General features: G+C 66.8%; 23 protein-coding genes. 3 read left to right on the forward strand and 20 right to left on the reverse strand.

The window, feature by feature from the left end:
• Window positions 1-12: 12 nt before the first annotated feature.
• From GDIA_RS07685 to GDIA_RS07700, 4 genes are read right to left on the reverse strand one after another with little or no spacing between them, the layout of a single operon-like run.
• On the reverse strand, window positions 13-1,824 hold the full coding sequence (locus GDIA_RS07685) for an ABC transporter ATP-binding protein (protein WP_012553838.1): 1,812 nt from the start codon (window positions 1,822-1,824) through the stop codon (window positions 13-15).
• Complete coding sequence (locus GDIA_RS07690; protein WP_012222878.1) at window positions 1,821-2,693, reverse strand: ABC transporter permease; 873 nt, start codon at window positions 2,691-2,693, stop codon at window positions 1,821-1,823. Before GDIA_RS07690 ends, GDIA_RS07685 begins: the two co-directional genes overlap by 4 nt.
• Entirely contained in the window at window positions 2,690-3,661 is a 972-nt protein-coding gene (locus tag GDIA_RS07695; protein ID WP_012553839.1) for an ABC transporter permease, read from the reverse strand. The genes GDIA_RS07690 and GDIA_RS07695 overlap by 4 nt, the downstream gene beginning before the upstream one ends.
• Window positions 3,658-5,199, reverse strand: coding sequence for an ABC transporter substrate-binding protein (locus GDIA_RS07700; protein ID WP_012553840.1), 1,542 nt, complete (start codon window positions 5,197-5,199; stop codon window positions 3,658-3,660). Before GDIA_RS07700 ends, GDIA_RS07695 begins: the two co-directional genes overlap by 4 nt.
• Before the next feature lie 250 nt (window positions 5,200-5,449).
• On the opposite strand from GDIA_RS07700, the gene argE reads away from it, so the two are divergent.
• Both argE and GDIA_RS07710 read left to right on the forward strand, forming a co-directional pair.
• Complete coding sequence (gene argE, locus GDIA_RS07705) at window positions 5,450-6,574, forward strand: acetylornithine deacetylase (protein WP_012553841.1); 1,125 nt, start codon at window positions 5,450-5,452, stop codon at window positions 6,572-6,574.
• 34 nt (window positions 6,575-6,608) lie between these two features.
• Window positions 6,609-8,072 (forward strand): aldehyde dehydrogenase family protein, encoded by a 1,464-nt coding sequence (locus GDIA_RS07710; protein WP_012222870.1) that lies wholly within the window; start codon window positions 6,609-6,611, stop codon window positions 8,070-8,072.
• A gap of 40 nt (window positions 8,073-8,112) precedes the next feature.
• Here GDIA_RS07710 and GDIA_RS07715 read toward each other — a convergent pair whose 3' ends face one another.
• Window positions 8,113-9,387 carry an NAD(P)/FAD-dependent oxidoreductase gene (locus GDIA_RS07715; RefSeq protein ID WP_012553842.1) on the reverse strand — a complete coding sequence of 425 codons (1,275 nt, stop codon included), beginning with the start codon at window positions 9,385-9,387 and terminating at the stop codon, window positions 8,113-8,115.
• Window positions 9,388-9,398: 11 nt separating this feature from the next.
• Complete coding sequence (locus GDIA_RS07720) at window positions 9,399-10,067, reverse strand: haloacid dehalogenase type II (protein ID WP_012222866.1); 669 nt, start codon at window positions 10,065-10,067, stop codon at window positions 9,399-9,401.
• A 268-nt stretch (window positions 10,068-10,335) separates the two neighbouring features.
• On the opposite strand from GDIA_RS07720, the gene GDIA_RS07725 reads away from it, so the two are divergent.
• On the forward strand, window positions 10,336-11,661 hold the full coding sequence (locus GDIA_RS07725) for an NAD(P)/FAD-dependent oxidoreductase (protein ID WP_012222864.1): 1,326 nt from the start codon (window positions 10,336-10,338) through the stop codon (window positions 11,659-11,661).
• Between the two features lie 21 nt (window positions 11,662-11,682).
• Here the strand turns inward: GDIA_RS07725 and GDIA_RS07730 are convergent, their stop codons facing one another.
• The 14 genes from GDIA_RS07730 to fdxB form a co-directional block, all read right to left on the reverse strand.
• Window positions 11,683-12,663 carry an aldo/keto reductase gene (locus GDIA_RS07730; RefSeq protein WP_012222862.1) on the reverse strand — a complete coding sequence of 327 codons (981 nt, stop codon included), beginning with the start codon at window positions 12,661-12,663 and terminating at the stop codon, window positions 11,683-11,685.
• A gap of 136 nt (window positions 12,664-12,799) precedes the next feature.
• A complete protein-coding gene (locus tag GDIA_RS07735) occupies window positions 12,800-14,356 on the reverse strand; it encodes a methyl-accepting chemotaxis protein (protein WP_244455122.1) in 1,557 nt (518 codons plus the stop codon).
• Between the two features lie 412 nt (window positions 14,357-14,768).
• Window positions 14,769-15,662, reverse strand: coding sequence for a ModD protein (gene modD, locus GDIA_RS07740; RefSeq protein ID WP_244455123.1), 894 nt, complete (start codon window positions 15,660-15,662; stop codon window positions 14,769-14,771).
• Window positions 15,628-15,912 (reverse strand): ferredoxin family protein, encoded by a 285-nt coding sequence (locus GDIA_RS07745; protein ID WP_012222856.1) that lies wholly within the window; start codon window positions 15,910-15,912, stop codon window positions 15,628-15,630. The genes modD and GDIA_RS07745 overlap by 35 nt, the downstream gene beginning before the upstream one ends.
• Complete coding sequence (locus tag GDIA_RS07750) at window positions 15,909-17,219, reverse strand: FAD-dependent oxidoreductase (RefSeq protein WP_012553845.1); 1,311 nt, start codon at window positions 17,217-17,219, stop codon at window positions 15,909-15,911. The genes GDIA_RS07745 and GDIA_RS07750 overlap by 4 nt, the downstream gene beginning before the upstream one ends.
• A gap of 10 nt (window positions 17,220-17,229) precedes the next feature.
• Window positions 17,230-18,324 (reverse strand): electron transfer flavoprotein subunit alpha/FixB family protein, encoded by a 1,095-nt coding sequence (locus GDIA_RS07755; protein ID WP_012553846.1) that lies wholly within the window; start codon window positions 18,322-18,324, stop codon window positions 17,230-17,232.
• Between the two features lie 13 nt (window positions 18,325-18,337).
• A complete protein-coding gene (locus GDIA_RS07760; protein WP_012222850.1) occupies window positions 18,338-19,192 on the reverse strand; it encodes an electron transfer flavoprotein subunit beta/FixA family protein in 855 nt (284 codons plus the stop codon).
• 152 nt (window positions 19,193-19,344) lie between these two features.
• Window positions 19,345-19,668 carry a nitrogenase stabilizing/protective protein NifW gene (nifW, locus tag GDIA_RS07765; protein ID WP_012222847.1) on the reverse strand — a complete coding sequence of 108 codons (324 nt, stop codon included), beginning with the start codon at window positions 19,666-19,668 and terminating at the stop codon, window positions 19,345-19,347.
• Between the two features lie 19 nt (window positions 19,669-19,687).
• On the reverse strand, window positions 19,688-20,827 hold the full coding sequence (gene nifV / locus GDIA_RS07770) for a homocitrate synthase (RefSeq protein WP_012222846.1): 1,140 nt from the start codon (window positions 20,825-20,827) through the stop codon (window positions 19,688-19,690).
• Between the two features lie 47 nt (window positions 20,828-20,874).
• Entirely contained in the window at window positions 20,875-22,077 is a 1,203-nt protein-coding gene (gene nifS / locus GDIA_RS07775; RefSeq protein WP_012222844.1) for a cysteine desulfurase NifS, read from the reverse strand.
• A 13-nt stretch (window positions 22,078-22,090) separates the two neighbouring features.
• Window positions 22,091-23,020: a Fe-S cluster assembly protein NifU gene (gene nifU, locus GDIA_RS07780; protein WP_012222842.1), complete on the reverse strand. Its 930-nt coding sequence runs from the start codon at window positions 23,018-23,020 to the stop codon at window positions 22,091-22,093.
• A gap of 41 nt (window positions 23,021-23,061) precedes the next feature.
• On the reverse strand, window positions 23,062-23,382 hold the full coding sequence (locus GDIA_RS07785; RefSeq protein ID WP_012222840.1) for a HesB/IscA family protein: 321 nt from the start codon (window positions 23,380-23,382) through the stop codon (window positions 23,062-23,064).
• A gap of 225 nt (window positions 23,383-23,607) precedes the next feature.
• A complete protein-coding gene (locus tag GDIA_RS07790; RefSeq protein WP_012222838.1) occupies window positions 23,608-24,225 on the reverse strand; it encodes a nitrogen fixation protein NifQ in 618 nt (205 codons plus the stop codon).
• An 18-nt stretch (window positions 24,226-24,243) separates the two neighbouring features.
• Window positions 24,244-24,528 (reverse strand): ferredoxin III, nif-specific, encoded by a 285-nt coding sequence (gene fdxB / locus GDIA_RS07795; protein ID WP_012222836.1) that lies wholly within the window; start codon window positions 24,526-24,528, stop codon window positions 24,244-24,246.
• Window positions 24,529-24,531: the final 3 nt, after the last annotated feature.

The raw sequence follows: 24,531 nt of genomic DNA on the forward strand, positions 1-24,531 counted from the left end.
CCTTTGTGGAGCCTACGGCATCTGGCGATGACAGAGGATATCCGCCCCGGCCGGACTGTGCCGCACGGGAGGCGGCGCGGTCCGGCAGGCATCGAGGCGCACCGGACAGCGATCGAGGAACGGGCAGAGCGCGCGAACGTCCGCGCCCCCCGAGGCATCCGCCATCGGGGCCGGGCGGTCCAGCGCGCGGGCGGCGCGGATATCCTCCAGCCAACCGGGCCGCAATTCGGGCACCGAACCGGTCAGCAGGGTGGTGTAGGGATGATGGACCGGATCGCCCAATGCCGCGCGGGGCGTGACCTCGACCGTGCGCCCGCGATACAGGACCATGACGTCGTCGCAGACCGAGCGCAGGGTTTCGAGCCCATGCGTGATGAAGATACAGGACAGTCCCAGGTCGCGCTGGATGTCCCGCAGCAGGTCGAGCACGGCCTGCGCCACCACCGTATCCAGCGCGGAGGTGATTTCGTCGCACAGCAGCACGTCGGGCCGCGCCGCCAGCGCGCGGGCCAGGTTGATCCGCTGCTTCTGCCCGCCGGACAATTCGCCGGGCAGGCGGCCGGCCATCGCCGCCGGAAGCTTCACCAGGTCCAGCATGCGCCGGGTTTCCGCATCCAGCGCCGCCCCCTGCATGCCGTGATAGAGCTGCAACGGGCGGGACAGGATGGTCCTGATCGGCTGGCGGGGGTTGAGCGCGGTATCCGCCATCTGGAACGCCATCTGGATGCGGCGCTTTTCCTCGCGCGACCGGTGGGCGAGGTCGGGGGCCAGAGGGGTCCCGTTCAGCATGACGGTGCCCCGGGCCGCGGGCAGGAACCCGGCGATGGTCCGCGCCAGCGTGCTTTTGCCGGACCCGGATTCGCCGATGATGCCCAGCGTCCTGCCGCGCCCGAGCGTGAACGTCACGCCATCGACGATCGGCACGACGGGATAGCCCCGCGGATCGAGCCCCCCATAGCCGGCCACCAGCCCCGACACCGCCAGGACCGGGGCCTGTCGTTCCGACGGCGGGCGGTCGCGCGCCACGGGGGACGCGGCCTTCAGCAACGCGCGGGTATAGGGGTGGGCCGGGGCCTCCAGGATCTGCCGGACGGGCGCGATTTCCTGGATCGTGCCGTGGCGCAGCACGACCACCCGGTCCGCGACCTGCGCCACCACCGGCAGGTCGTGCGAGACGTAGATGCCGGTAATGTTCAGGGCCTTGACCACGGATTTGAACGAGGCCAGCACCTCGATCTGCGTGGTGACGTCCAGCGCGGTCGTCGGTTCGTCGAAGATGATGATCTCGGGGTCGGTGATCAGCGCCATGGCCGCCAGCAGGCGCTGCAACTGCCCGCCCGATACCTCGTGCGGGTAGCGCCGCCCCACATTGTCCGGGTCCGGCAGGGCCAGGAGCCGGAACAGTTCCACCGCGCGGGCCTCCGCCTCGCGCCGCGGCATCGTGGCGTGCAGGTGCGCGGCCTCGATGACCTGCGTCATGATCGGCTTGGCCGGGTTGAACGACGCGGCCGCGCTCTGCGCGACATAGGCGACGGTGCGGCCGCGGATCTTCTGCAGCGCCGCCGGGCCCATCGCATGCACGTCGTACCCCGCGACGGTGATCGTGCCCCCGGCGATACGGCAGTTCTGGCGCGCGTAGCCCAGCAGTGCGAGCGCGATCGTGGTCTTGCCGGACCCGGATTCGCCGATCAGCGCGATGACTTCGCCCCGCTGGACCGTCAGGTCGATGCCGTCGACGATCACCGTCTCGGGCTCGCCGGGACGCCGGCCGGTGATCTTCAGGCCGGAGAGGGAGATGATGGGCAGTTCGGCAAGCGACTTCACCGGCGGCCCCCCTTGGCGGACATCCGGTCGATCGACAGGTTGACGCCGACGGTCAGCACCGCGATCGCCAAGGCGGGCGCCAGGACGGCGGGCGCCGCGAAGACGATGCCGAGAATGTTCTCGCGCACCAGCGAGCCGAGGTCCGCGTCGGGCGGCTGCACCCCCAGCCCGAGGAAGCTGAGATTGCTCAGCAGCAGCACGACATAGACGAAGCGCAGGCCCATGTCCGTCAGCACCGGCCCGATCATGTTCGGCAGGATTTCGTGGCGGATCAGGTAAGGCAGGCCCTCGCCCCGGCCCCGCGCCACCAGCACGAAATCGAGCTGGTGGAGCTGAAGCGCCAGCGCATAGGACACGCGATAGCATCCGGGCATGTAGATCACCGCCATCGCGCCGATCAGCACCGGCCAGGACGAACCGAACGCCGCGACGAGGATCAGCCCGAACAGGACGCTGGGAATGGAAATCAGCGCATCGCACAGGCGGCTGAGCAGGATTTCCGCCCATCCGCCGACCAGGGCCGACCCGATGCCCAGCGTGGCGCCCACCGCGCAGGCCAGCAGGGTCGCGGCCAGCGCGATGAAGACCGTGTCGCGCACGCCCACCAGGATGCGGCTGAAGACGTCGCGGCCCAGATAATCGGTGCCGAGAAGAAAATGCCGGCTGGGCGGCGCGAAGACCGCGTCGCTGACCACCGCCCCGCCATCGAAGGGCGCAAGATACGGCAGCAGCAGGACGATCCCGAAAAGAACGCACGCCCCCAGCGCGACCCCCTGCCGCCCGGTCACCGCCCGGCGCCATGGCCGCGCCGGGCCCGCGATCGTCGCGGCGACCATGCCCGCCTCGTCATTCAGAACCGGCTCGGTCAAGAACGCCTCCTGCGCGGGTTGCCGAGTATGGATGCGACATCGGCCAGCGTGATCAGCACCAGGTAGGTCCCGCTGAAAATCAGGGCGCAGGCCTGGATGACGGGCATGTCGCGCGTTGCCACGGCATCCACCATCAGTTTCGCGAGGCCCGGGTAATCGAACACGGTCTCGATCACCACGACGCCGCCCAGCAGCCCGGACAGGCTGAGCGCGATGATGTTCAGCAGCGCCCCGATCGTGTTCGGAAGCGCATGCACCAGGACCAGCCTGACCGGGCCGCAGCCCTTCAGGCGCGCCATCTCGATATAGGGCGCGTCCAGTGCGTCGCACATCGCGGCCCGCGTCATGCGGATCATCTGGGCGATCACCACGCAGCTCAGGCTGATGACCGGCATGGCGAAGGCCCGCAGGAAATCGCCCGGCCCATGCACCTGCGTCGTGTCCGACAGCGCCGGCAGCCAGCGCAGTTCCACGGCGAAGACCAGGACCGCGAAAGTGGCGACCAGGAATTCCGGCAGGGACACGACCGCGATCGTCGCCGACGCCACCGTGCGGTCATACCAGCTCTGGCGGAAGACGGCGGAGGTGATGCCCAGGACCAGCGCCGTGGGCACCGTGACCAGGGCCGTCAGCCCGGCCAGCAGCAGCGAATGCGGCAGCCGCTGCCCGATCAGCGCGCGCACCGGGGCGTGGTTGATCAGGGAATAGCCGGGATCACCGTGCAGCATCCCGCCGATCCAGACCAGGAACCGCCACCATCCGGGCTGGTCCAGATGCAGGGAATGGCGCAGCGCGGCCGCCGCTTCCGGTGTCGCGCTGCGTCCCAGGATGGCCTGCGCGGCATCGCCGGGCAGGAAGCTGGTCGCGGCGAAGATCAGGATGGTCACCAGCAGGAGCGTGCCCAGCGCGGACAGGATGCGCAGGCCCGCCAGCCGCAGCACGATCAGGTGGCGCGAAAACCGGTTCATGACGCCAGCCAGACATGGCGGGCGAATTCGAAGCCCATGAACTCCCCCGTCTTCCTGGGCCGCATGCCGCGCAGACGGGGTGAAAACGCGTCGATATCACTCAGGAACAGCGGAATGCACACCCCACTGCCGTCATGGACCAGGACCTGCATTTGCGCGAACATCTCGGCCCGCAGGCTTTCATTGCGCTCGCCCCGCGCGGCGCGCAGCAGCCGGTCGAATTCAGGATTGCGCCAGCGGGATTCGTTCCACGGCGCGTCCGAGGCATAGGACAGCGAAAACGCCATTTCGGCCCGGGGCCGGGGGTTCAGATTGCCGAAGGATATCGGCGCCTGCATCCAGTAATTCGACCAGTACCCGTCCGCCGGGACCTGCTGGATGGCCAGGTCGATGCCCAGCGGCCGCGCATCGTGCTGCAACAGGATCGCCATTTCGACCGATCCCTCCGCCGCCGGCGAACAGACCATCGGCACCCGGCTGCCCGTCAGGCCGGATCGCCGGAAATGATAGCGCGCGCGGTCCAGGTCCTGCACGGTCTGGGGCAGCGACGCATCGAAATAGGGAAACCCCGGTGCGATCGGCTGGTCGTTCCCGACCTGCGCGTAGCCCCGGAAGATCGCGCTTTTCATCTGCTCGCGATTGAACAGGTATTTCATTCCGCGCACGAAATCCGGGTTATTGCCAGGCGCCTGGTCCAGCCGCATGATGAAATCGGTATAGGCCCCGCCCGGCGCTTCCATGATCTGCAGGCCGCGCTGCCGCAGCAGGGGCGCCAGCCGCGGATTGACGCCGCCGATCAGGTCGACGTCCCCGGACATCAGCGCATCATGGCGCGCCATGTCATCGGCGATGGTGAAAAATTCGATTTCGTCCAGGTGGGGCTGTCCGTCGCGCCAATAGTCCGGATTGCGCACGGCGACCGAGCGGATGCCGGGGCTGAATTCCTGGCAGAGGAACGGGCCCGTGCCGTTGGCGCGCGAAAAATCGGTCGTGGCGTTCTTGATGATGTAGAACGGCGCCAGGGACAGAAGGGCCGGAAGATCGACATTGGCCGCGACCAGCGTCAACTCGACCTCGTCGGCGGCACGCGCGCGGATGCTGCCGAACTGCCGGGCGATCGCCTTCTGCTGCGAGCCCACGCGCGGGTCGAGATGCCGCAGCAGCGAAAACACCACATCGTCCGCCGTCAGCGGGGAGCCGTCATGAAAGCGGACCCCCTTGCGCAGCCGGATCGTCCAGCGGATGGCGTCGTCGCTTTCGATCGCAATGGCCAGGGAGGGCTGTACCTGCAGCGCCTCGTCCAGTTCCGTCAGCGCGTCATAGAACATCGCGCCACGGATATAATCCGTGGACAGCGCCCCGCGCGCGGGGTCGAGCGTATCGGCGCTGGACCCGGAAAAGCCGGCGACGCGGATGCGCCCCCCGCGCCGGGAGATTTCCACCGCCTGCGCCCGCGCGCCCGGCGGCGCGCAGGCCGCGATAGCGCCCCCGGCCAGGATCTGAAGCGCGTCGCGGCGCGTATGAGAGCGGAAAGCCACCGGGTTACAGCTCCTCCAGCGCGATTTTTGAAAGCATAACCCGTTCGTAACGATAAGGGAGCGCGTCTTCGCGGCCGGAGAGAGGAGATTCTGTCGTTTCGTCCCCCGTTCGCGGCAGAGCGTGTCGCACGGCAGCACGTGCTTCACGGCGGAACGATTGCGGTATGATCTATCGAAATGCCGTCCACATTCGCAACGCCGCCTTGCCGCATCCGTGGGACAAATCGACACACGGGAACGCGGGGGAACGATGACGGTTGTCGACATACTGGAACGCCTGATCGCCTTTCCGTCCGTCGTCGGCACGCCCAATGGCGCGATCGTCCAGTGGGTCCGCGCCTATCTGGAGGAACACGGCGCCACGGTATCCGCCCTGCCGGGGCCGGAGGGCGACCGGTTCAACCTGTTCGCCACCATCGGCCCCGCCGACCGGCCGGGTTATATCCTGTCGGGCCACACCGACGTCGTTCCCGCCGGCGAACCGGAATGGTCATCCGACCCGTTTTGCATGCGCGCGGACGGCGATGCGCTGTTCGGGCGCGGGACGTCCGACATGAAGGGCTTCCTTGCCGCCGTCCTGGCGAGCGTCCCCGCGCTGGCGCGGATGAAGCTGGCCCGGCCGATCCATATCGCCTTTTCCTATGACGAGGAGGCCGGCGCGCGCGGCGTGCCGCACATGATCGCCCGCCTGCCCGAGCTTTGCGCCCGCCCCCTGGGCGCCATCATCGGCGAACCCAGCCTGATGCGCGGAATCCGCGCCCATAAGGGCAAGGTGGCGGCACGGATCACGCTGCGGGGCAGGCCGGGCCATTCCTCCCGCCCCGACCTGGGCGCGAATGCCATCCACGCGATGGCCGGCATCCTCGGCGCCACCGTCGCGCAGGCGCGAAAGCTGACCGAGGGCCCGCTGCACCCGGCTTTCCAGCCCCCGTATTCGTCGCTGCAGGCGGGGGTGATCTCCGGCGGGCAGGCCATCAACGTGATCCCGGAACGCTGCACGATGGATGTCGAGGCGCGCGCCATCCATGGCGTCGAGCCGGCGGACCTTCTGGCGCCCATCCGCGAGGCGGTCGAAACCCTCACCATCGACGGCGTGCGGGCGGAGTGGGAGCAGATCAGCGCCTACCCTGCCCTGCTGCTGGCGCCGGACACCGGACTGGCCCGCCTGGTCGAAGACCTGACCGGCCAGGACACCCTTCCGGCGGTCAGCTACGGCACCGAGGCGGGGCTGTTCCAGCAGGCCGGCATCGATGCGATCATCTGCGGACCGGGCGATATCGGCCGCGCGCACAAGCCCGACGAATTCATACTGGAAAGCGAACTGGCCGCATGCCTGCGCATGATCGCGGCACTCGGTCAACGCTGTGCGTCGTGACGCCGACGCAGCAGGAATACAACAGGATTTCCCGATGAGCCTGAGCTTCGACCCGGATACGCTTCCCCTGCCCGTCGGCCATTTCATCGGCGGGGACCTTCTGCCCGCCGAGCCCGTGATCGATATCCTCCGTCCCTCCGACGGGCGGCCACAGACCGGATGCCCCCTGGCCGGGGCCGACCTTGTCGACCGGGCGGTCAATACCGCAAAGGCGGCGCTGAAATCCAGCAACTGGGCCGGACTGCGCCCCCGCGAACGCACCAGAATCCTTCAGGCGTGGGCGGACCTGATGGAAACGGAAGCCGCGACCCTGGCCAAAATCGAGGCCCTGTCTTCCAGCAGGCCGGTCGGGCAGCTTGTCGCGGGAGATATCGCCGTCACGGCGGAACAGATCCGATTCTTCGCCGAATTCGCCGACAAGGAAGGCAGCGATCTGGTTCCGACCGACGACCGCAGCCTGGGCATGATCATGACCGAGCCCTATGGCGTGGTCGGTGCCATCGTGCCGTGGAACGTGCCGATCAGCACCGCCGGATGGAAACTGGGGCCCGCCCTGGCCGCCGGAAACGCCGTTGTCCTGAAACCGTCCGAACAGACCCCGTTCTCGGTCGTCCATATGGCGCGACTGGCGGTGAAGGCCGGTGTTCCCGCCGGGCTGATCAATATCGTCCTGGGTGACGGGCAGACGACCGGCAGCGCGATCACCGGGCACCCCGGCATTGCCAAGGTCAGCTTCACGGGGTCCAGCCGTGCCGGCGCCGCCATTGCCGGTCACATCGCCGCCACCGGCATCAAGCCCATGACGCTGGAGTTGGGGGGGAAAAGCCCGCAGATCGTCTTTGCCGACGCCGACCTGCCCCGGGCGGCCGATGCCATCGCCGCCAGCATCCTGGCCAATGCCGGACAGGGCTGCGTGGCCGGAACGCGCCTGATCCTGCAGGACGGCATCGCCGGCCCGTTGGTCGAAGCCGTCGCCGCGCGCATGGAGCGCGTGCGTCCCGGCCCGACCTGGGACGAGACATCGTGCTATCCCCCCATCATTTCCGAAGTGCAGATCAGCCGTATCGACGGCATCGTGCAGGCCGCGATCGCCCACGGCGCGGAATGCGTCATCGGCGGCGGCCGGATGGACTGCGCGGGATATTTCTACAAGCCCACGATCCTGGCCAACGTGTCCCCCCGGTCCCCGGCGCTGCTGGAGGAAATCTTCGGCCCCGTCCTGACCGTCCAGACCTTTACCGAGGAGGAGGAGGCGCTGGCCCTGGCCGACCACCCGACATACGGCCTGGCCGCCGGGGTTTTCACGTCCGACCTGTCACGCGCCGTCCGCATGAGCCGCCTGATCCAGGCGGGGACGATCTGGGTCAACCGCTATAGCCGGTCGCGCGACCATATCCTGCCGACCGGGGGATACAAGCAGTCCGGGCTGGGGAAGGATCTGGGGCGGGAGGCGTATCTGGCCAACCGCAAGAGCAAGAGCGTCCTGATCGGTCTTTGAGGACAGCCCTTCTTTTCCTGAGGAAAGAAGGGCTGTCCTTTCAGCGGATGCGATCCAGCATCTTGTAGTAGAGTCCGACCATCGGCAGAAACCACGGCTTGCCGAAATGCCCCGGAATGGCGTTCCACGCGACGCCCTTCATCGGGTTGCGGTCCTCGCGGCCAAGGATATTGTCGGCCATGACCACGCCAAGCTGGGTCGAAAGCTGGGCGCCGTGTCCCGAAAACCCCATGGCATACCACACGCCATCCTGATACCCGGCGCGCGGCAGGCGATCCTGCGTCATGTCCAGCAGGCCGCCCCAGCAGTAATCGATTTCGACATCGGCCAGGGCAGGAAAGATGGAGGCCATCTGCGCGCGCAGGATCTTGCCGCTCCTGGCATCCGACGTGTGGTCGGACGTTGCCGAGAACCGGGCGCGACCGCCGAAGATCAGGCGGTTGTCGGGCGACAGGCGGAAATAGTTCCCGACATGCATCGACGTCACGCAGGTACGGTTGCCCGGCATGGCCGCCGCGATTTCGGCGGCGTTCAGCGGGCGGGTGGCGATGATGAAACTGCCGACGACGATGATCCGCTTGCGGAAGAACCCGAAATTCGGCGTCGTATAGGCGCCCGTCGCGACAAGCACGGTGTCCGCCGTCACCTGCCCGCGCGGCGTCGTCAGGACGTGCCGGTTCCCGGTCCTGACGGTGTCCGTCACCGGCGCGTTTTCGAAAATGGTGCCGCCATGCCGCACGACCGCCTGGGCCAGGCCCGTCACATAACGGCCCATATGCATCACCGCGCTCTTGCGGAAGAGCATCGCGCCGTAGAACGGCGCGCCGATCTCGGCCTTCAGGTCGCCTGCGGACAGCAGGGCGGTGTCGGGATCGACCTCGGCGTGGATCGCCTCGAAATTTTTCGCCAGTCCCGCGACGTGCTGGGGCTTGGAGGCCAGCTTGAGCTTGCCCGCGCGCCGGAAATCGCAGTCGATCCCCTCGTCGTCGATGATCGAGGCGATGGTGTCGATCGAATCGTCGAACGCCTTGTAGAGCGCGATCGCGCGCTCCTTGCCCAGCTTCGCCTTCGCATCGGGGTAGCTGTGGGCCAGCCCGTTGTTCAGGTGCCCGCCATTGCGGCCGGACGCGCCCCAGCCCACACGCTCCGCCTCCAGCACGACGACGCGGGCCCCTGCCCTGGCAAGCTGCCGGGCTGCCGACAGCCCCGTGAAACCGCCGCCGATCACCGCGACGTCATAGTGGCCATCGACCGGCCCGCCCGCGCCCTTGTCGAAGACGGGGGCCGTGTCATGCCAGTAGGAGGCGAATTTCATGGTCTTGACCTTTACAGTCCCACGACACCGGCCAGGCCGGAAATGTCCGGGATTTCGACATACTCGTAATAGGGATTCGCGGGTTCGTGGCCGCGATTGACCCAGACCTTGTTCCTGATGCCCAGATCGTGCGCGGACATCAGGTCATAGCGGAACGAGGACGAGCAGTGCAGGATGTCCTCGGGGCCGCAGCCGAGTTCGTCGAACATGTATTCGAACGGCCTGAAGCGCGGCTTGTAGGCCTGCGCCTGCTGCGCGGTGAACACCGCGTGGAACGGCGCGCCCAGCCTGGCGACGTTGTCGGGAATCTGCGCATCCATCGCGTTCGACAGGATGACCAGCGGGATTTCCCTGGCCACCTTCGCCAGCCCCGCCGGCACATCCGGGTGCGGGCCCCAGGTCGGCACGCGCTCGTAGACCAGCCTGGCATCGTCGTCGTGGAACGTCACGCCGCGGCGTTTGCAGGTCCGCTCCAGCGCGTTGTGGACGACCTCGTGATACGGCTTCCAGTCGCCCATGACCTCGTCGAAGCGATAACCCGAGAAGTTCCTGATGAACTCCTGCATCTCCGCCTCGTCCAGCCGGTCACCGTACAGATCGCGCGCGGCATTGGCCATTTCGAAGTAGATGAGCGTGCCGTAGCAGTCGAACGTGATGTATTTGGGACGGAACTGAGCCATGTCTGACGATCCTCTGCCGCTGATGGATGCGTTCTGCGATATCCGATCATAGAAGCCCCCCGCCGGGCCGCCGCATCCGAATCAATGATCTCGGAGGCGGAATGTTTTGTATTCATGGCGCGGTTCGGCACAATATTCCATGCCCCCGCCAGCCTTCGGATGGTTTTCCCGGCCATATGGCGGATAATCCGGACAGAGAGTGGCGCACCGCCCCCCTGGCGGGTTTCGGCCCGAATCTTCCGCCGGGACCGGCGATTGGAGAAGCATCATGTCCGCACCGCTGCACTATATCGAAGGGTCGACAACGCTGCCCGCGTCGGCGGATGCCGTTGTCATCGGCGGCGGTATCGTGGGGGTCTTCGCCGCGTATTACCTGGCCCGGCGGGGCCTGAGCGTCGCCCTGGTCGAAAAGGGGCGCGTGGGCGCCGAGCAGTCCAGCCGCAACTGGGGCTGGTGCCGCCAGCAGAACCGCGACGCGCGCGAACTGCCGATGGCGACGCGCAGCCTGGACCTGTGGCAGAGCTTCGCGGGCGAAAGCGGCGAGGATACCGGCTTTCGCCGGTGCGGCCTGCTGTACCTGAGCAATGACGACGCCGAAATCGAACGCTGGACGCGGTGGCGGGACTTCGCCCGGACAGTGGGCGTCACGACCACGATCCTGGACAGCGCCCAGGCGACGGAGCGCGGCACCGCCAGCGGGCGGGCGTGGAAGGGTGGCGTGTTCTCGCCCTCCGACGGGGTCGCGGACCCCAGCATGGCCGCCCCCGCCGTCGCCCGGGCCATCATGAAGCTGGGCGGCACCGTGCTGGAACACTGCGCCGCGCGCGGCATCGAACAGGAAGGCGGCCGCGTCAGCGGCGTCGTCACCGAACGCGGAACGATCAGGACGCCCATCGCCATCCATGCCGGCGGCGCCTGGGCGTCCTCCTTCTGCCACCAGCTTGGCATCCGTTTCCCGCAGGCCTCCATCCGGTCGTCCAGCATGGCGCTTTCACCCGGCGCCACCGGATTGCCGGACGCGCTTCATACCAGCGAGATCTCGTTCACGCGGCGCAGTGACGGCGGCTATACGCTGGCCATCAGCGGCTTCGGGCGCGTCGATGTCACGCCCCAGCAACTGCGCTTCGCGCCGCAGTTCCTGCCGATGTTCCTCAAACGCTGGCGCAGCCTGGCCCCCGGCGGGCTGGAGGGCATACGCTCCGGCCACGAAACCCTGGCCCGCTGGCGCCTCGATGCCCCCACCCCCATGGAGCGCATGCGCATCCTCGACCCCAGGCCGGACCGCGCGAAATTGCGGCTGACCTACCGCCGCGCCGTGGAACTGCTGCCCGAACTGCGCAAGACACAGATCTCGGCCGCCTGGGCGGGCTATATCGACGCGACGCCGGACGGCGTTCCCGCCATCGGCGAGATCAGCACCGTGCCGGGCCTGATCCTGGCCGCCGGCTTCTCGGGCCATGGGTTCGGCATCGGTCCGGGCGCCGGTCATCTGGTCGCCGACCTTGTCACCGGCGCGGCCCCGATCGTCGATCCCGTGCCGTACAGCCCCGAGCGCTTCAGGGTTTCGTCCTGGGGGAAGGTTGCTGAATTCTAGAGGATCTTTTTGAAGGAGGACTTAGCCGAATCCCACGACCGGGTGCGGAACATAGGGTGCTGCCAGGGCGGCGATCTCCTCCGCCGTCAGGGTCAGGGACAGCGCACCGACCGCGTCGGCCAGTTGCCCGGGCTTCGACGCCCCCACGATCGGCGCCGTCACGCCCGGCGTCTGGAGCACCCACGCCAGCGCGACCTGGGCGCGCGGCACGCCGCGTTGCGCCGCGATCCGGCCGACGGCATCAATGACGGCGCGATCCGATTCTTCCGTTTTTTCATACAGGATTTTGGCGTAGTTGTCCGTTTCCTGCCGGCTGGTGCTTTCGTTCCCGTCCCGCGCCAGGCGCCCGCGCGCCAGCGGGCTCCAGGGCAGGACGCCGATCCCCTGGTCCCGGCAGAAGGGCAGCATTTCGCGCTCTTCCTCGCGGTTCAGCAGGTTCAGATGGTCCTGCATGCTGACGAACTCCGTCCAGCCGTTGAGCCGCGACGTGTAGACCGCCTTGGCGAACTGCCACGCATACATGGACGACGCGCCGATATAGCGCGCCTTGCCCGCCTTCACGACGTCATGCAACGCCTCCATCGTTTCCTCGATCGGCGTTTCAGGGTCCCAGCGATGGATCTGGTAGAGGTCCACGTAATCGGTACCGAGGCGGCGCAGGCTGTTGTCGATCTCGCCCAGGATCGCCTTGCGCGACAGACCGCCCCCGTTGGGGCCCTTGCGCTGCGGAAAGAACACCTTGGTGGCCAGCACGATCTCCTCGCGCCGGGCGAAATCGCGGATCGCGCGGCCGACGATCTCCTCCGACGTGCCGTCGGAATAGGTATTGGCGGTATCGAGAAAATTGATCCCGGCGTCCAGCGCCTGACGGATCAGCGGGCGGCTGGTTTCCTCGTCCAGCGTCCAGGGATGGTTGCCGCGTTCCGGCACGCCATAGGTCATGCAGCCCAGGCAGATACGCGATACCTGCAGGCCGGTCCGGCCCAAGCGCGTGTACTCCATGATGCGTCTTCCCCGACTGTTTCCAGGACCGGCACAGAACCGGCATGGGAAATCACGTAGTCACGGACGCGCGCCTCATCAAGCATCGCACTGCGACCCGGTCCTGGAAACGCCGCCCGGCCTGTCCCGGATACCCTCAGACTTCTTCCCGGGGGCCGTCGCTGTATCGCGGCCTGTGGGCAAAGCTGGCGGAAATCCTGTCGGCCAGGGCCTGAAGCTGGGACACCGCCTGTCGGCTTGCAGGCGCATCGGGTCGGGCCATGGTCCGGCTTTGATCCTGCCCGTCATCGACCGCGAAGCGTCCGACCAGGGCAGCCAGTTCCTCGGTTTCACCCTTGAGGGACCGCGTGGCGGCGGTGGTTTCCTCGACCATCGCCGCATTCTGCTGCACGACCTGGTCCACCTGGTTCACGGCGATGTTCACCTGGCTGAGTCCGGCCGCCTGCTCCTGGGTCGAGGAGGCGATTTCGCCCACCAGGTCGTCGATTTCGGTGACCTTGGCCATGATGGCCTTCAGCGCCTTGCCGGTCTCGTCCACCAGGCCGACGCCGTGATTCACATGCTGTGCCGAGGCCAGGATCAGGGCCTTGATTTCCCTGGCGGCCTCGGACGACCGTTGCGCCAGGGCGCGTACCTCCTGCGCGACGACCGCGAAGCCACGGCCCTGGTCGCCGGCACGGGCGGCCTCGACCCCCGCGTTCAGGGCCAGCAGATTGGTCTGGAATGCGATGTCGTAGATGATTCCGTTGATCCGGGCGATCTGGTTCGACGATTTCTCGATTTCGCTCATCGCGAGGATGGCCTGGTCCACCACCGTGCCCGAATGCCGGGTGTCCGCCTTGGCCGCGTTGACCGCCCCGCTGGCCCGCTTTGTGCCGCCGGCCGTCCGGGTCACCGACGCGGTGATCTGGTCGAGGGCCGCCGCCGTCTGCTGGATGCTGGCCGCCTGTCTTTCGGTCCGCTGCGACAGGTCGTCGGCGGCATTCGCGATTTCATCCGCGCCCCGGCTGATCGTCTCGGCCGTGCCCTGGACCTGGGACAGCGTTTCGGACAATTGCGCGATGGCGAGGTTGAAGTCGTCGCGCAACTGCCTGTATTCCTCGGGCATGTCGTCGCCGATGCGATGGGTCAGGTCGCCTTGCGCGATCCTGCCCAGGGCCTCGCCGACCGCTTTCATGACGGCGTCGTTGGTCGCCCTGGCACGCGCCTCCGACGCCTGGCGCGCCGTCTCCAGCGCATCGAGATAGACGGAAATCGCGAAATCCATATCGAGCATGGTGGCCTTGACGACGGCGCTCAGTTCCGCCGTCACCTGTCTGGCCGATGACCGCCCGGCCCCCAGGATTCCCCTCGGCCAGCGCGCCTCGACGATCGCCGCGATCAGGGATTCGAGAACCAGGGCATAGCCCCCGATATACCAGCGCGGCTCCAGCCCGATCCGCGCATGCGTCTGCCCGATCGTGGTGACGGCCTTGACGTAATCCTGATTGAATTCACCGCTGGATATGTAATCCCAATGGCCAAGTTGACGATTCTTCGCCGAGGCGATCAGATTCGCGTTATGGAAGAATTGGGCGGTATGGGGGAACGTGCGCGCCTGATCGTAAAATGTATCCAGCGCCCCTGGAAGGGCCTTCATCAGAATTGGCTTGGCATTTTTGATATTCTGTTGCGCGGTGGAGTCCAGATTCATGAAGCTAAGGCGTTCGACAATCTGTGATTCTTTCGTCACTTCATCAACTCCCACCGGCTTGTATTTGTTATAGTTACATTATTCCGTATCAGTTCCGTATTCATTATTCATACACAAACCACCTGGGCCGCATGCATGATGTAGATCAATCTGTCCTGGATCGCAGCATGAAGAGTGTCTTAGGTCCGATACATTGCCAGATGGATAACAGGGCAATACCTGAGACGTTTCATGTAAAGGTTATTTTATGCGCGCTGTCCGGCCCCGCCTGAACGGCTGGCCCTGTCCCGGCGGCGGTACAAGCCGTCGGCGGCCCCGGATCGGAGGCTTCTCGATACGCAAGATAGGGAGCTGGATGCGCATGGGAATCGCCCGGCGCTTCCGGTCGCTCGGGGACCGTGCGCCGGGCCTGCTATCGCGCCTTCAGTTCGACCTGCACGTCACAGGGCGGCGCGGTATACGGTGCCGAGGTCACGACAAGGTCCGCGCCCGCCGCGACGTAGTCCGCGACGTTGCGGGCATTGATGCCCCCGGCCGCGGCCAGACGTGGGCAGAGGGAAAGTGCCTTCAGCCGTTCGGCCAGTCGCGCGACGTCCCGGACGGGAAATTTCTCCATCTGCAGGATGTCCGCCCCGGCCCGTGCGGCCGCGATGGCCTGGTCCGGGCTGGTGACCTCGATGACGATCCGCCGTTCCGGCGCGGTGCGGCGCAGCGTCTGGACCGCCTGAGCCAGGCCGTCATGCGGGTCCATGAAGGCCAGGTGTTCGGGAAATACCAGGATGGTGTCGGACAGGCCGACGCGATGCATCACCCCGCCGCCGGCCACCACCGCCCGCATCGCCAGCGCCCGCGTCAACGGCGGCGCCTTTCGCGTACAGGCGACCGCGACCGTTCCAGCCGCCGCCCCGCCGGATGCGGCGGCCAGGACGATGGCGTTCGTGGCGGTGGCGATGCCGGCCGCCCATTCCATCAGCGTCTGGGCGGTCTTCCACCCCATATGGAGCGCCCACGCCGGGCCCGTGGCCCGCAGCAGGGGCGTGCCCGGCGTGACCCGGCCGCCGCTGGAGCGCAGCACGTCCACCGTCGCACCCAGCCGGGTCAGTATGGCGGCGGCTTCCTCGCTTCCGCAGACGACCTGTTCGTCCCGGGCGGAGAAATTCATGAGGCCGGGCTGCCCGCCGATGCCCAGCGCCCGTGTCGTCAGGTCGCCAAAGGGCACGTCCTCGGCCAGCAACGCATCGATCAGCGTCGCCGGCAGAGGCGGCAGCCCGTTAACCGAACTTGAAAAGGACACCGTATCCACCACGCGGATACTGCCATTCGATATCGCCCGTCTTGGAGCACACGACGCGACACGTCCCGCATTCCATGCACCCGTCGGCGGCGACTTCCACCTGTCCCTGTTCATTCTGGCTGTAACAGCCGGCGGGACAGATGCGCGTCATGACCAGGAGCGCCTGCGACGGGGTTTCATGCGGACGGACGGTAATATGCGGCCGCCCGACATCCACGACATACCTGTTCTGGAACAGACGGTCTTCGACCCGATCGCTCATCGCCATGCCCTCGCCAGTTTGAATGCGTCACCCAGCAGGCCCGCGACACCGCGCGCGCGCCATGCATTCTTCAGAATTTCAGATTCCTTGGCCTTCTTGTCCACGCCGTCCACGCGGAACCACGTCTGTGCCGCGCGGTTCACCAGGCGCGGATACAGATTCATGATGTTGTACCCGCCTTCTTCCAGCATTTTCGGCACGTTCCGGTATTTCTTCAGGTCCTTCATCACGAAGGATTCCTTCAGGAGCGTCTTGTAGGCCCCCAGGTTCGTCGCGGAGCACGAAAGGCCGCTCGTCAGGATATTGGCAACGACCTCGCCGGCCATGCGACCGGTCGTCATCGCGAGATTCGATCCTTCCCGGTGCACGGCATTCACGAAATGCCCGGCATCGCCCGCGACGATCCACCCGTCACCCACCAGTTCGGGGACGGCGCGATATCCGCCCTCGGGGATCAGGTGGGCGGCGTATTCCTTGATTTCCGATCCTTCCAGCAGGGGACGGATGCTGGGGTGCGCCTTGAAGCGGTCCAGCAGGCCATGCGGCGTCGCGGCGCCGCTCCTGGCGAATTCGCTGACCAGGCAGCCGATCCCGACCGAGATGGATTCGCGGTTGGTATACAGGAACGCCGTGCCCACCATGCCGTCGGTCACGGTGCCCATGGCCTCGATCACCACGCCTTCCTCGCCCTTGAGGTTGAAACGCGCGTCGATCACCTCCTGCGGCAGGAAATGCATTTCCTTGACCGCCAGGGCCACGTTCTCGGGCCGCAATTCGTCACGCAGCCCGGACCGCAGGCCGACCAGGCCGTTCACGCCTTCGGCCAGGACGACCACATCGGCGAAGATGCCGTTGCCGTCGCGATCGGTCTGCACGCCGACGACGCGCTTGCGCGCATCGGTGATCAGCCGGGTCACGGTGGTTTCATACAGCACCGTCACCCCGGCATCCCGCACGCGGCGGTTGAACCATTTGTCGAACTGGGCGCGGATGATCGTATAACGGTTGGGGCTTTCCTCGTTATAATCGTCGCTGCGATGATGCATGCCGGTATGCCCGGCATCGTCCATCATCCAGATCCGCTGTTCGATCACGTGACGTTCCAGCGGCGCGTCTTCCCGGAAATCGGGAATGATGCGTTCCAGCGCGTCGGAATACAGGATCGCCCCCTGGACGTTCTTCGATCCCGCATATTCCCCGCGCTCGATCTGCAGGACGCGCAGGCCGCGCTGCGCCATCGTATAGGCCGCCGCGTTCCCCGACGGGCCGGCCCCCACGACGATGGCGTCGAATTGGTGCTGTGTCATTATGCTGTCCTCAGCTCGCCATCCGGTTGACCGACAGGCGCCGTCCGAAAGCCTCGGTCAGCGCCGGCAGAAGGGTGATCGCATCGGCCACGATCCCGACATGGGCAAAATCGAAGATCGGTGCGTTGGGATCGGTATTGATCGCGACGATCAGGTCCGCGCCCTCGACCCCCACGCGATGCTGGATCGCGCCGGAAATGCCCGCCGCGATATACAGGCGCGGGCGGATCGTCTTGCCGGTCTGCCCGATCTGCCGGTCCGAGGGAATCCACCCCTTCTGCACCAGCGGGCGCGACCCGCCCCAGTCCCCGCCCAGCACGGCCGCGAGATCGCGCACCAGCCCCAGGTTCTCGGCACTGCGCAGGCCCATGCCGCCCGCGACGACGATGTCGGCGAAGGCCATCTGCTCGGCCTCGTTGGCCGTATCGGGCAGGAAATCCAGCACCTTGGTGATGATGCTGTCCTCGGCCACGTCGACCTTGAATTCCACGATGCGGCCCGTGCGGCCCGGCTGGGCCTCGGGCATCGCCATGACGCGCGGACGGACGGTGGCCATCTGCGGGCGATAGTTCAGCGTGTGGATCGTGCACAGCAGCGACCCGCCGAATGTCGGGCGCGTGGCCGCCAGCGACCGTTCGCCGTCGATCGCGAGTTCGGTGCAGTCCGCCGTCAGGCCGGTCTTCAGCGTCGTCGCGACGGCGCCGGCCAGGTCGCGGCCCAGGACCGTGGCGCCCAGAAGGACGATTTCCGGTTCATAGGCATTGACCAGCGCGGTCATGACCTGGGTGTAGGGTTCGTTGCGGTAGTTGGCCAGGACCGGATCGTCGGCCAGGTAGACGACGTCGGCGCCATACGAAAACGCCGCCCTTGCCGCCTCGTCCAGTTCGGCCCGGCCGCTGCCCAGCACGATTCCGGCCAGTTCGACCTGCAACTGGTCGGCCAGCTTGCGTCCCTCGCCCAGCAGTTCCAGCGAGACGGGATGGATCTTTCCGTGCTCGAATTCGACGAAGACCCAGACATGGCGGTAGCGCTGGAAGCGCTCCGACAATTCCTTCTTCATATTGGCGCGGCCGCCCGGTGCCCCGCCCGTCGGTTTGGCGTTCATGGCCCTGTCTCCTTCAGTGCGTGGCGGCCTGCTGCAGCAGATCGGCCTGCAGCACGGGCTGGCGGGTGAAGATGGCGTCGATCAGCGTTTCGGCCAGCGCGGCCGGCGTTTCGGTTCCGGTCGCGATCTTCTCGGCCTTTTCGGCCCGGGCCGTGGGGGCGAAGACCTTCTTCACCACGGTCGGCGACCCGCGGAGCCCGCACATCGCCGTATCCTCGATGCCGGCGGCGGCGCCGTTCCACTGGACGATTTCCGCCTGGGCGGCGCGCAGGGCGTCAGCCTGGGTTCCACGCCGGATTTCGTTGCTGCCTTCCATCATCGTGATCATGACCGGCATCACCGAGCGCAGGACCTGCACCCCATGGTCCCCGCGGCGGCGGACCAGGATCTTGCGGTCCACCATGTCCAGGTCATCGATACCGGACACATAGGTCAACTGCGACAGGCCCAGGCGACGGGCGATGCCGGGACCCACCTGCGCGGTATCGCCGTCGATCGTCTGCTTGCCGCAGAAGACGATATCCGGCTCGCCCCAGGTTTCACCGGCCTTGCGGATCAGCTGCGCCAGCGCGTAGCTGGTGGCCAGCGTGTCCGAGCCGGCGAAAATCCGGTCGGTCAGCAGCACGGCACGGTCCGCGCCGAAGGTCATCGCCTTGCGCAGGCTTTCGACGGCCATCGGCGGCCCCATGGTCATGACCGTGACCTGGCCGCCGAACCGGTCGCGCAGGCGCAGCGCCTCTTCCAGCCCGAACAGGTCGTAGGGGTTGATGATCGTCGGCACCCCCTGGCGCATGATCGTGTTGGTGACCGGATGGACGCGGATCTGTCCGCTGTCCGGAACCTGTTTGATACAGACAAAGATTTGCATTCCGCGCCTCCATCGACATGCAGGATGTCATGTTTCCACGGGTCGCAAGAGGCGTACCAGCGAGGCCAAACGGGGCGAAAATTCCCTCAACCGTGAAAAATTCCCCGTCCGGCACCCGCTCTGGCCCCTGGTCCGACATCTCCGCGTCGGGTTCACGTCCCGTCCTGTGTCAACTCCGACAGGCTGACGAACCCACCCGATGGCCGCACCGCGTCCCGGTGGACCTTGAAGACACGCTCGGCAATCGGGGTCGAACGCGTGAAATCGTCGTACGCGCGCTGCAATTGCGCGCGGCACTGGGCACGCGCCGCGTCCTCGTCCGGTTCCAGTTCCGCCTGGGACAGGTAGGTGCCCATGCGGCGCAGGATATGCAGGCGGGCGACATTGAGCACCTCGGCGTCGTACTTGACGCCCAGCGTGCGGAAAAAGTCCTCGGCGGCCGACAGGCCGCGCAGTTCGTCCAGAATGCCCATCATTTCGTGGTTCCCCGATGTCTTATTTCGACACGCCTGCCATCAGGCCCGCATGCATTTCGGCCAGTTCGGCCAGCGCCACCGTGCGCTTGGCGGCGGAGGCACGCGCGCGCACGGCGGCAAGCGTGGCCGCGATGACGGTTTCGTCGGCATCCAGGCCCAGCGCCGCCAGCGCGTGCCGTACCGCGGCCCGGCCGGAATGCTTGCCCAGCACGATTTCGCGCTGGCGGCCGAACTGCACGGGGTCCAGTGCCTCATACGTCGCGGCGTCACGCAGCAGGCCCGAGACATGGATGCCCGATTCATGACGAAAGACCGCGTCGCCGACGATCGCCTTGTCGGGCGGGATATCACGCACGGCGGCGCGCGAGACCAGGGTGGCAAGCCCGGGCAGGCTGTCCAGCTTCACGCCCGCCGGACGGCCCAGCAGGCGATATACCCCCGCCACCACTTCCTCCAGCGGGGCGTTGCCCGCGCGTTCGCCCAGTCCCAGGACGGTGACACTGGCGCACGCCGCGCCGGCCCGCACGGCGGCCAGCGTATTGGCCGTTGCCAGGCCCAGATCGTCATGGCCGTGAAATTCAAGCTGAAGCGGGCTGGACTGGCAGAGATACCGCATGACCTCGTGCACGCCGAACGGGTCCATCACGCCCAGCGTATCGGCGAAGCGGAAGCGGAACGCCCCTGCCTCGGCGATCACGCCCAGCAGATCGACCAGATAGGCCGGATCGGCCCGGCTGGCGTCCTCGCCCCCCACCGACACCGCCAGGCCGTAATCCCTGGCGCGGGAGACGACGTCGCGCGCCATGTCCAGCGTGCGACGCGGCGACATGCGGTATTTCGCCTGGATCTGCCGGACCGAGGTCGAAACGGACAGGTGCACGCTGCCCAGCCCCGTCCGCCGCGCCGCGTGCACGTCTTCGTCGCGCATGCGACACCAGGGGATGACGCGGGCGCGTTCCACCTCGTCGCCGATCGCCGCGATCATGGCGATCTCGGCATCCCCCATGGCCGGAACGCCGGCCTCGATCTCATCCACGCCGGCCGCGTCGAGGGCGCCGGCGATGGCCAGCTTTTCCCACGCGGTAAAGGCCACCCCCGGCGCCTGCTCTCCATCGCGCAGGGTGGTGTCGCTGATCAGCAGACGCGCGTTTTCCGACATCGCACAGCCTCCATACCGCCGGGCTTCATCAGGCCCGGCGCATCGCCCTAGGCATAAGTCGGTGCAAAGCCGGATTTCGCGGCGGCCGCGCCATCCCAGAAGGGGGACATTTCACGCAGTTTGGCGATGATGCCCGGCATGACGTCCAGAACGCGATCGACATCCGCGTCCGTATTTTCGCGCGAAAACGAAAAGCGGATCGCACCGTGTGCCGCGGTATAGGGCACGTGCATCGCGCGAAGGACATGCGACGGCTCCAGCGAGCCCGACGTGCAGGCCGATCCCGAGGACGCCGCGATCCCGGCCTTGTTCATCAGCAGCAGGATGGCTTCGCCCTCGATGAACTCGAACGCGACATTCGCCGTATTCGGCAGGCGGTTTTCCGTATCCCCCGTGACCCAGGCGTTGCCGATCCGCTCCAGCAGCCCCTGTTCCAGACGGTCCCGCAGGGCGCGCACGCGGGTATTTTCCTCGTCGATGTGATGGCGGGCCAGTTCGGCCGCCACGCCCAGGCCGATGATGCCCGGTACGTTTTCGGTGCCCGCGCGCCGGCCGCGTTCCTGATGGCCGCCCCGAATCAGCGGACGCAGGCGTACGCCCCGACGCACATACAGCGCGCCAATCCCCTTGGGCGCATGCAGCTTGTGCCCCGAGAGCGACAGCATGTCGATTTCCGAATGCCGCAGGTTCATGGGGATCTTGCCCACCGCCTGCACTGCGTCGGTATGAAACAGCGCCCCGGCCTCATGCGCCACGGCCGCCAGCGTTTCGACCGGGAAGATCGTCCCGGTCTCGTTATTGGCCCACATGATCGAGGCGATCGCGGTGCGCGGCGACAGGGCACGGCGATAGGCATCGATGTCCAGCCGGCCGCGCGCATCGACGCCGATATAATGCACCCTGGTCCCGCGCGTCTTCTCCAGCCAGGCGCACAGCGCCAGCACGGCGGGATGCTCGACCGCGCTGGTCACGATTTCGTTGCGCCCGGCCTGGGTCTCCAGCGCCGAGAGGATGGCGGTGTTGTCGGATTCCGTGCCGCCGGCCGTATAGACGATCTCATGATCGAATTCCGCGCCCAGCAGGGCCTGCAGTTGCCGCCGCGCCGTGTGCAGGGCACCCCCGACCTCGGCGCCGAACGCATGCATGGACGATGCGTTGCCGAACTGCTCGGTAAAGAACGGCAGCATGGCGGACACGGCCGCCGGGTCGACGCGGGTCGTCGCGTTGTTGTCCAGATAAACCGCGTTCATGTCGCGCTCTCCTTCACTGCCCGGCCTGCACCGGAATGACACGCACCGGCGTGCCCAGCCGTTCGGCGATACGTCCCTGGATGCCCTGCACCGTCACGGCGGCCAGCTGGCAATTCACGCAGGCCCCGGTCAGCCGGACCATCACGCGGTTGTCCTCGACATCGACCAGTTCGCAGTCGCCGCCGTCGTTGCGCAGCGCCGGGCGAAGCTCCTCCAGCACCTCTTCGATGGCGCGGATCTTCTGCACGGTGGTCATCTTGCCGCCCGTACGCGCCGGGGGTGCGACCGGTGACGTCTTCTGCGCGCGACCCCGGACGGGCGCGGCACCGCCGGGCACGAAAGCCTGCACCGGGTCCAGCAGGCCCTCGGCCACCATCGCCGCATTGGTGCGTTCCAGCACGCCCTCCACGCCTTCGACGCAGGTGCCGCAACTGCCGGTCGCCTTGGTGAACTGGGCGACCTGCTCCATGCTGGTCAGGCCGTTATTGCGGATCGCGCGTTCGACCATGCCCTCGTCGACGCCGAAGCACCTGCACAGCAGCGCGCCGTCCTCGTGATCGTCTTCCCAGACTTCGCCGCGATAGTTCGCGACCGCCGCGCGCAGGGCCTCGTACCCCATGACGGAACAGTGCATCTTTTCCGGGGGCAGGCCGCCCAGGAAATCGGCGATGTCCTGGTTGCTGATTTCCAGCGCCTGGTCCAGCGTCTTGCCGATGATGATCTCGGTCAGGGCGGAGGACGAAGCAATGGCCGACCCGCAGCCGAAGGTCTGGAACCGGGCCTCGGTAATCCGTTCATCCTGCGGATCGACCTTGATCATCAGCTTCAGCGCATCCCCGCAGGCGATCGCGCCGACCTCGCCCACGCCGGAGGCGTCTTCCATCACGCCGGCGTTCTTGGGATTGAAGAAGTAGTCCTTTACCTTATCGGAATATTCCCACATCTGTATTTCCCTCCGTCAACGCCCGGCCCTGCCGCGACAGTTCAGTTAAAGGACTTTCCGCAGGAACATTTCGATGCCGCATTCGGATTGTCGAACGAGAAGCCCGACTGTTCCAGCGTCACCACGAAATCGACCTTGGTGCCCTGCAGATGTGGCCCGCTTTCGGCATCGACGAAGACCTTGACGCCGTCGATGTCAACCACGACGTCCGAGGGTTCGGGCGCCGCGACCAGGCCCATCATGTATTTGAAACCCGAGCATCCACCGGATTCGACCATGATCCGGATTCCCTCGACCGGGGTCGCTGCACCGGCGATGGCCGCGCGTACCGCCTCACACGCGCTGGGGGTCATCTCAATCATCGTGAACTCCTTTTCCCGCGAATGTCTTCCGCACGGAAACCACGCAATCCGCGTGCCACGACAAAAGAGAAGGCCGAGGTTATTTTCCGGGGGCTGTCCTGTCCGATTTGCAACGTTGTCGGATTCCCGACGTGTCGGCATGGGGCGGACATGAAATCGCGGGCACGAAAAATCCCGGCGCGCAGGCGCCGGGATCCTTATCGGCCAGCGGCAGGAAGAGACCGGTCAGGCGGCGGGACGCCCGGCGGCCGTGCGCGCCAGAAGGCTTTCACCGTCCTCGGCCCCGAAACAGGCGTCGAAATCGTCACATTCGTCGCAGACCGGGGTCGAGCACAGGCGATAGCCCTCGTCCCGGCAGATCAGGCGGAAAAAGAACTTCTTCCACTTCATGTCGCCGGTGTTGCGGCGGGCCAGGGGTTCGAAATGCCGTTCCAGCATCCATGACAGTTCGCGCCGGTGACGAAGCCCCAGATCCTGCCACAGGTGATGCGGTTCCATGGCCCGGCGCGCGACCATGGCGGCAAGCCCGTATTCCCACTCCGAGCCTTCCGACGTTCCCCGGCGCAGCAGGTCGCGCAGGATGGATTCGTTTTCATCGGGGACCGGCGCCGGCAGGTCCGCCATCGTCTGAAAACGCGACAGCGCGCCCGGAAGCATCGCCCCCACCAGCGCGACGAGGTCCTGCCCCCCCAGGCCCACCAGGCCCGGCAGGGGCAGGCCGCGTTCACGCGACTGAATCAGCGCGATCGCAAGGATGGAGGCCAGGACGTGGACATCGAAACGATCGCATTCCGTACCCGTGCCCTGGGCCACCAGCCAGGCGTGAAGGTCCTCGGCCCGCATCGTCGCCTCCCTGTCTGTTCAGCCCGCGCCGTGCGCCTGGCAGTTGGTGGGGCAGACCCGCGCGCAGGCACCGCAGCCGATACACGCCCCCGCGTCGACCAGGGCCATCACCCGACGTTCCACGTCGTCATCGCCGTCGTCATCGTCGTCGACCAGTTCCCCTTCGTCGGTCAGGCCGCGCAGGGTCATGACGCCCCGGCCGCAGACCTTGAAGCACCGGCCGCAGCCGATGCACAGCGCCGGATCGATCGCGAGCAGGTATTCCGGCTGCCACGGCCGGCCGTCGCGTGTGACACTTCCCATCTC

The sequence above is a fragment of the Gluconacetobacter diazotrophicus PA1 5 genome, from assembly GCF_000021325.1.
In the GTDB taxonomy this organism is placed as follows: domain Bacteria; phylum Pseudomonadota; class Alphaproteobacteria; order Acetobacterales; family Acetobacteraceae; genus Gluconacetobacter; species Gluconacetobacter diazotrophicus.

Bases quoted from the DNA above. Each gene is read 5' to 3' on its own strand.
- GDIA_RS07695 (WP_012553839.1), bottom strand. From the start codon at position 3,661: ATGAACCGGTTTTCGCGCCACCTGATCGTGCTGCGGCTGGCGGGCCTG.
- argE (WP_012553841.1), top strand. From the start codon at position 5,450: ATGACGGTTGTCGACATACTGGAACGCCTGATCGCCTTTCCGTCCGTC.
- GDIA_RS07710 (WP_012222870.1), top strand. From the start codon at position 6,609: ATGAGCCTGAGCTTCGACCCGGATACGCTTCCCCTGCCCGTCGGCCAT.
- GDIA_RS07715 (WP_012553842.1), bottom strand. From the start codon at position 9,387: ATGAAATTCGCCTCCTACTGGCATGACACGGCCCCCGTCTTCGACAAG.
- GDIA_RS07720 (WP_012222866.1), bottom strand. From the start codon at position 10,067: ATGGCTCAGTTCCGTCCCAAATACATCACGTTCGACTGCTACGGCACG.
- GDIA_RS07725 (WP_012222864.1), top strand. From the start codon at position 10,336: ATGTCCGCACCGCTGCACTATATCGAAGGGTCGACAACGCTGCCCGCG.
- GDIA_RS07730 (WP_012222862.1), bottom strand. From the start codon at position 12,663: ATGGAGTACACGCGCTTGGGCCGGACCGGCCTGCAGGTATCGCGTATC.
- GDIA_RS07735 (WP_244455122.1), bottom strand. From the start codon at position 14,356: ATGAATCTGGACTCCACCGCGCAACAGAATATCAAAAATGCCAAGCCA.
- GDIA_RS07745 (WP_012222856.1), bottom strand. From the start codon at position 15,912: ATGAGCGATCGGGTCGAAGACCGTCTGTTCCAGAACAGGTATGTCGTG.
- GDIA_RS07750 (WP_012553845.1), bottom strand. From the start codon at position 17,219: ATGACACAGCACCAATTCGACGCCATCGTCGTGGGGGCCGGCCCGTCG.
- GDIA_RS07755 (WP_012553846.1), bottom strand. From the start codon at position 18,324: ATGAACGCCAAACCGACGGGCGGGGCACCGGGCGGCCGCGCCAATATG.
- GDIA_RS07760 (WP_012222850.1), bottom strand. From the start codon at position 19,192: ATGCAAATCTTTGTCTGTATCAAACAGGTTCCGGACAGCGGACAGATC.
- nifW (WP_012222847.1), bottom strand. From the start codon at position 19,668: ATGATGGGCATTCTGGACGAACTGCGCGGCCTGTCGGCCGCCGAGGAC.
- nifV (WP_012222846.1), bottom strand. From the start codon at position 20,827: ATGTCGGAAAACGCGCGTCTGCTGATCAGCGACACCACCCTGCGCGAT.
- nifS (WP_012222844.1), bottom strand. From the start codon at position 22,077: ATGAACGCGGTTTATCTGGACAACAACGCGACGACCCGCGTCGACCCG.
- nifU (WP_012222842.1), bottom strand. From the start codon at position 23,020: ATGTGGGAATATTCCGATAAGGTAAAGGACTACTTCTTCAATCCCAAG.
- GDIA_RS07785 (WP_012222840.1), bottom strand. From the start codon at position 23,382: ATGATTGAGATGACCCCCAGCGCGTGTGAGGCGGTACGCGCGGCCATC.
- GDIA_RS07790 (WP_012222838.1), bottom strand. From the start codon at position 24,225: ATGCGGGCCGAGGACCTTCACGCCTGGCTGGTGGCCCAGGGCACGGGT.
- fdxB (WP_012222836.1), bottom strand. From the start codon at position 24,528: ATGGGAAGTGTCACACGCGACGGCCGGCCGTGGCAGCCGGAATACCTG.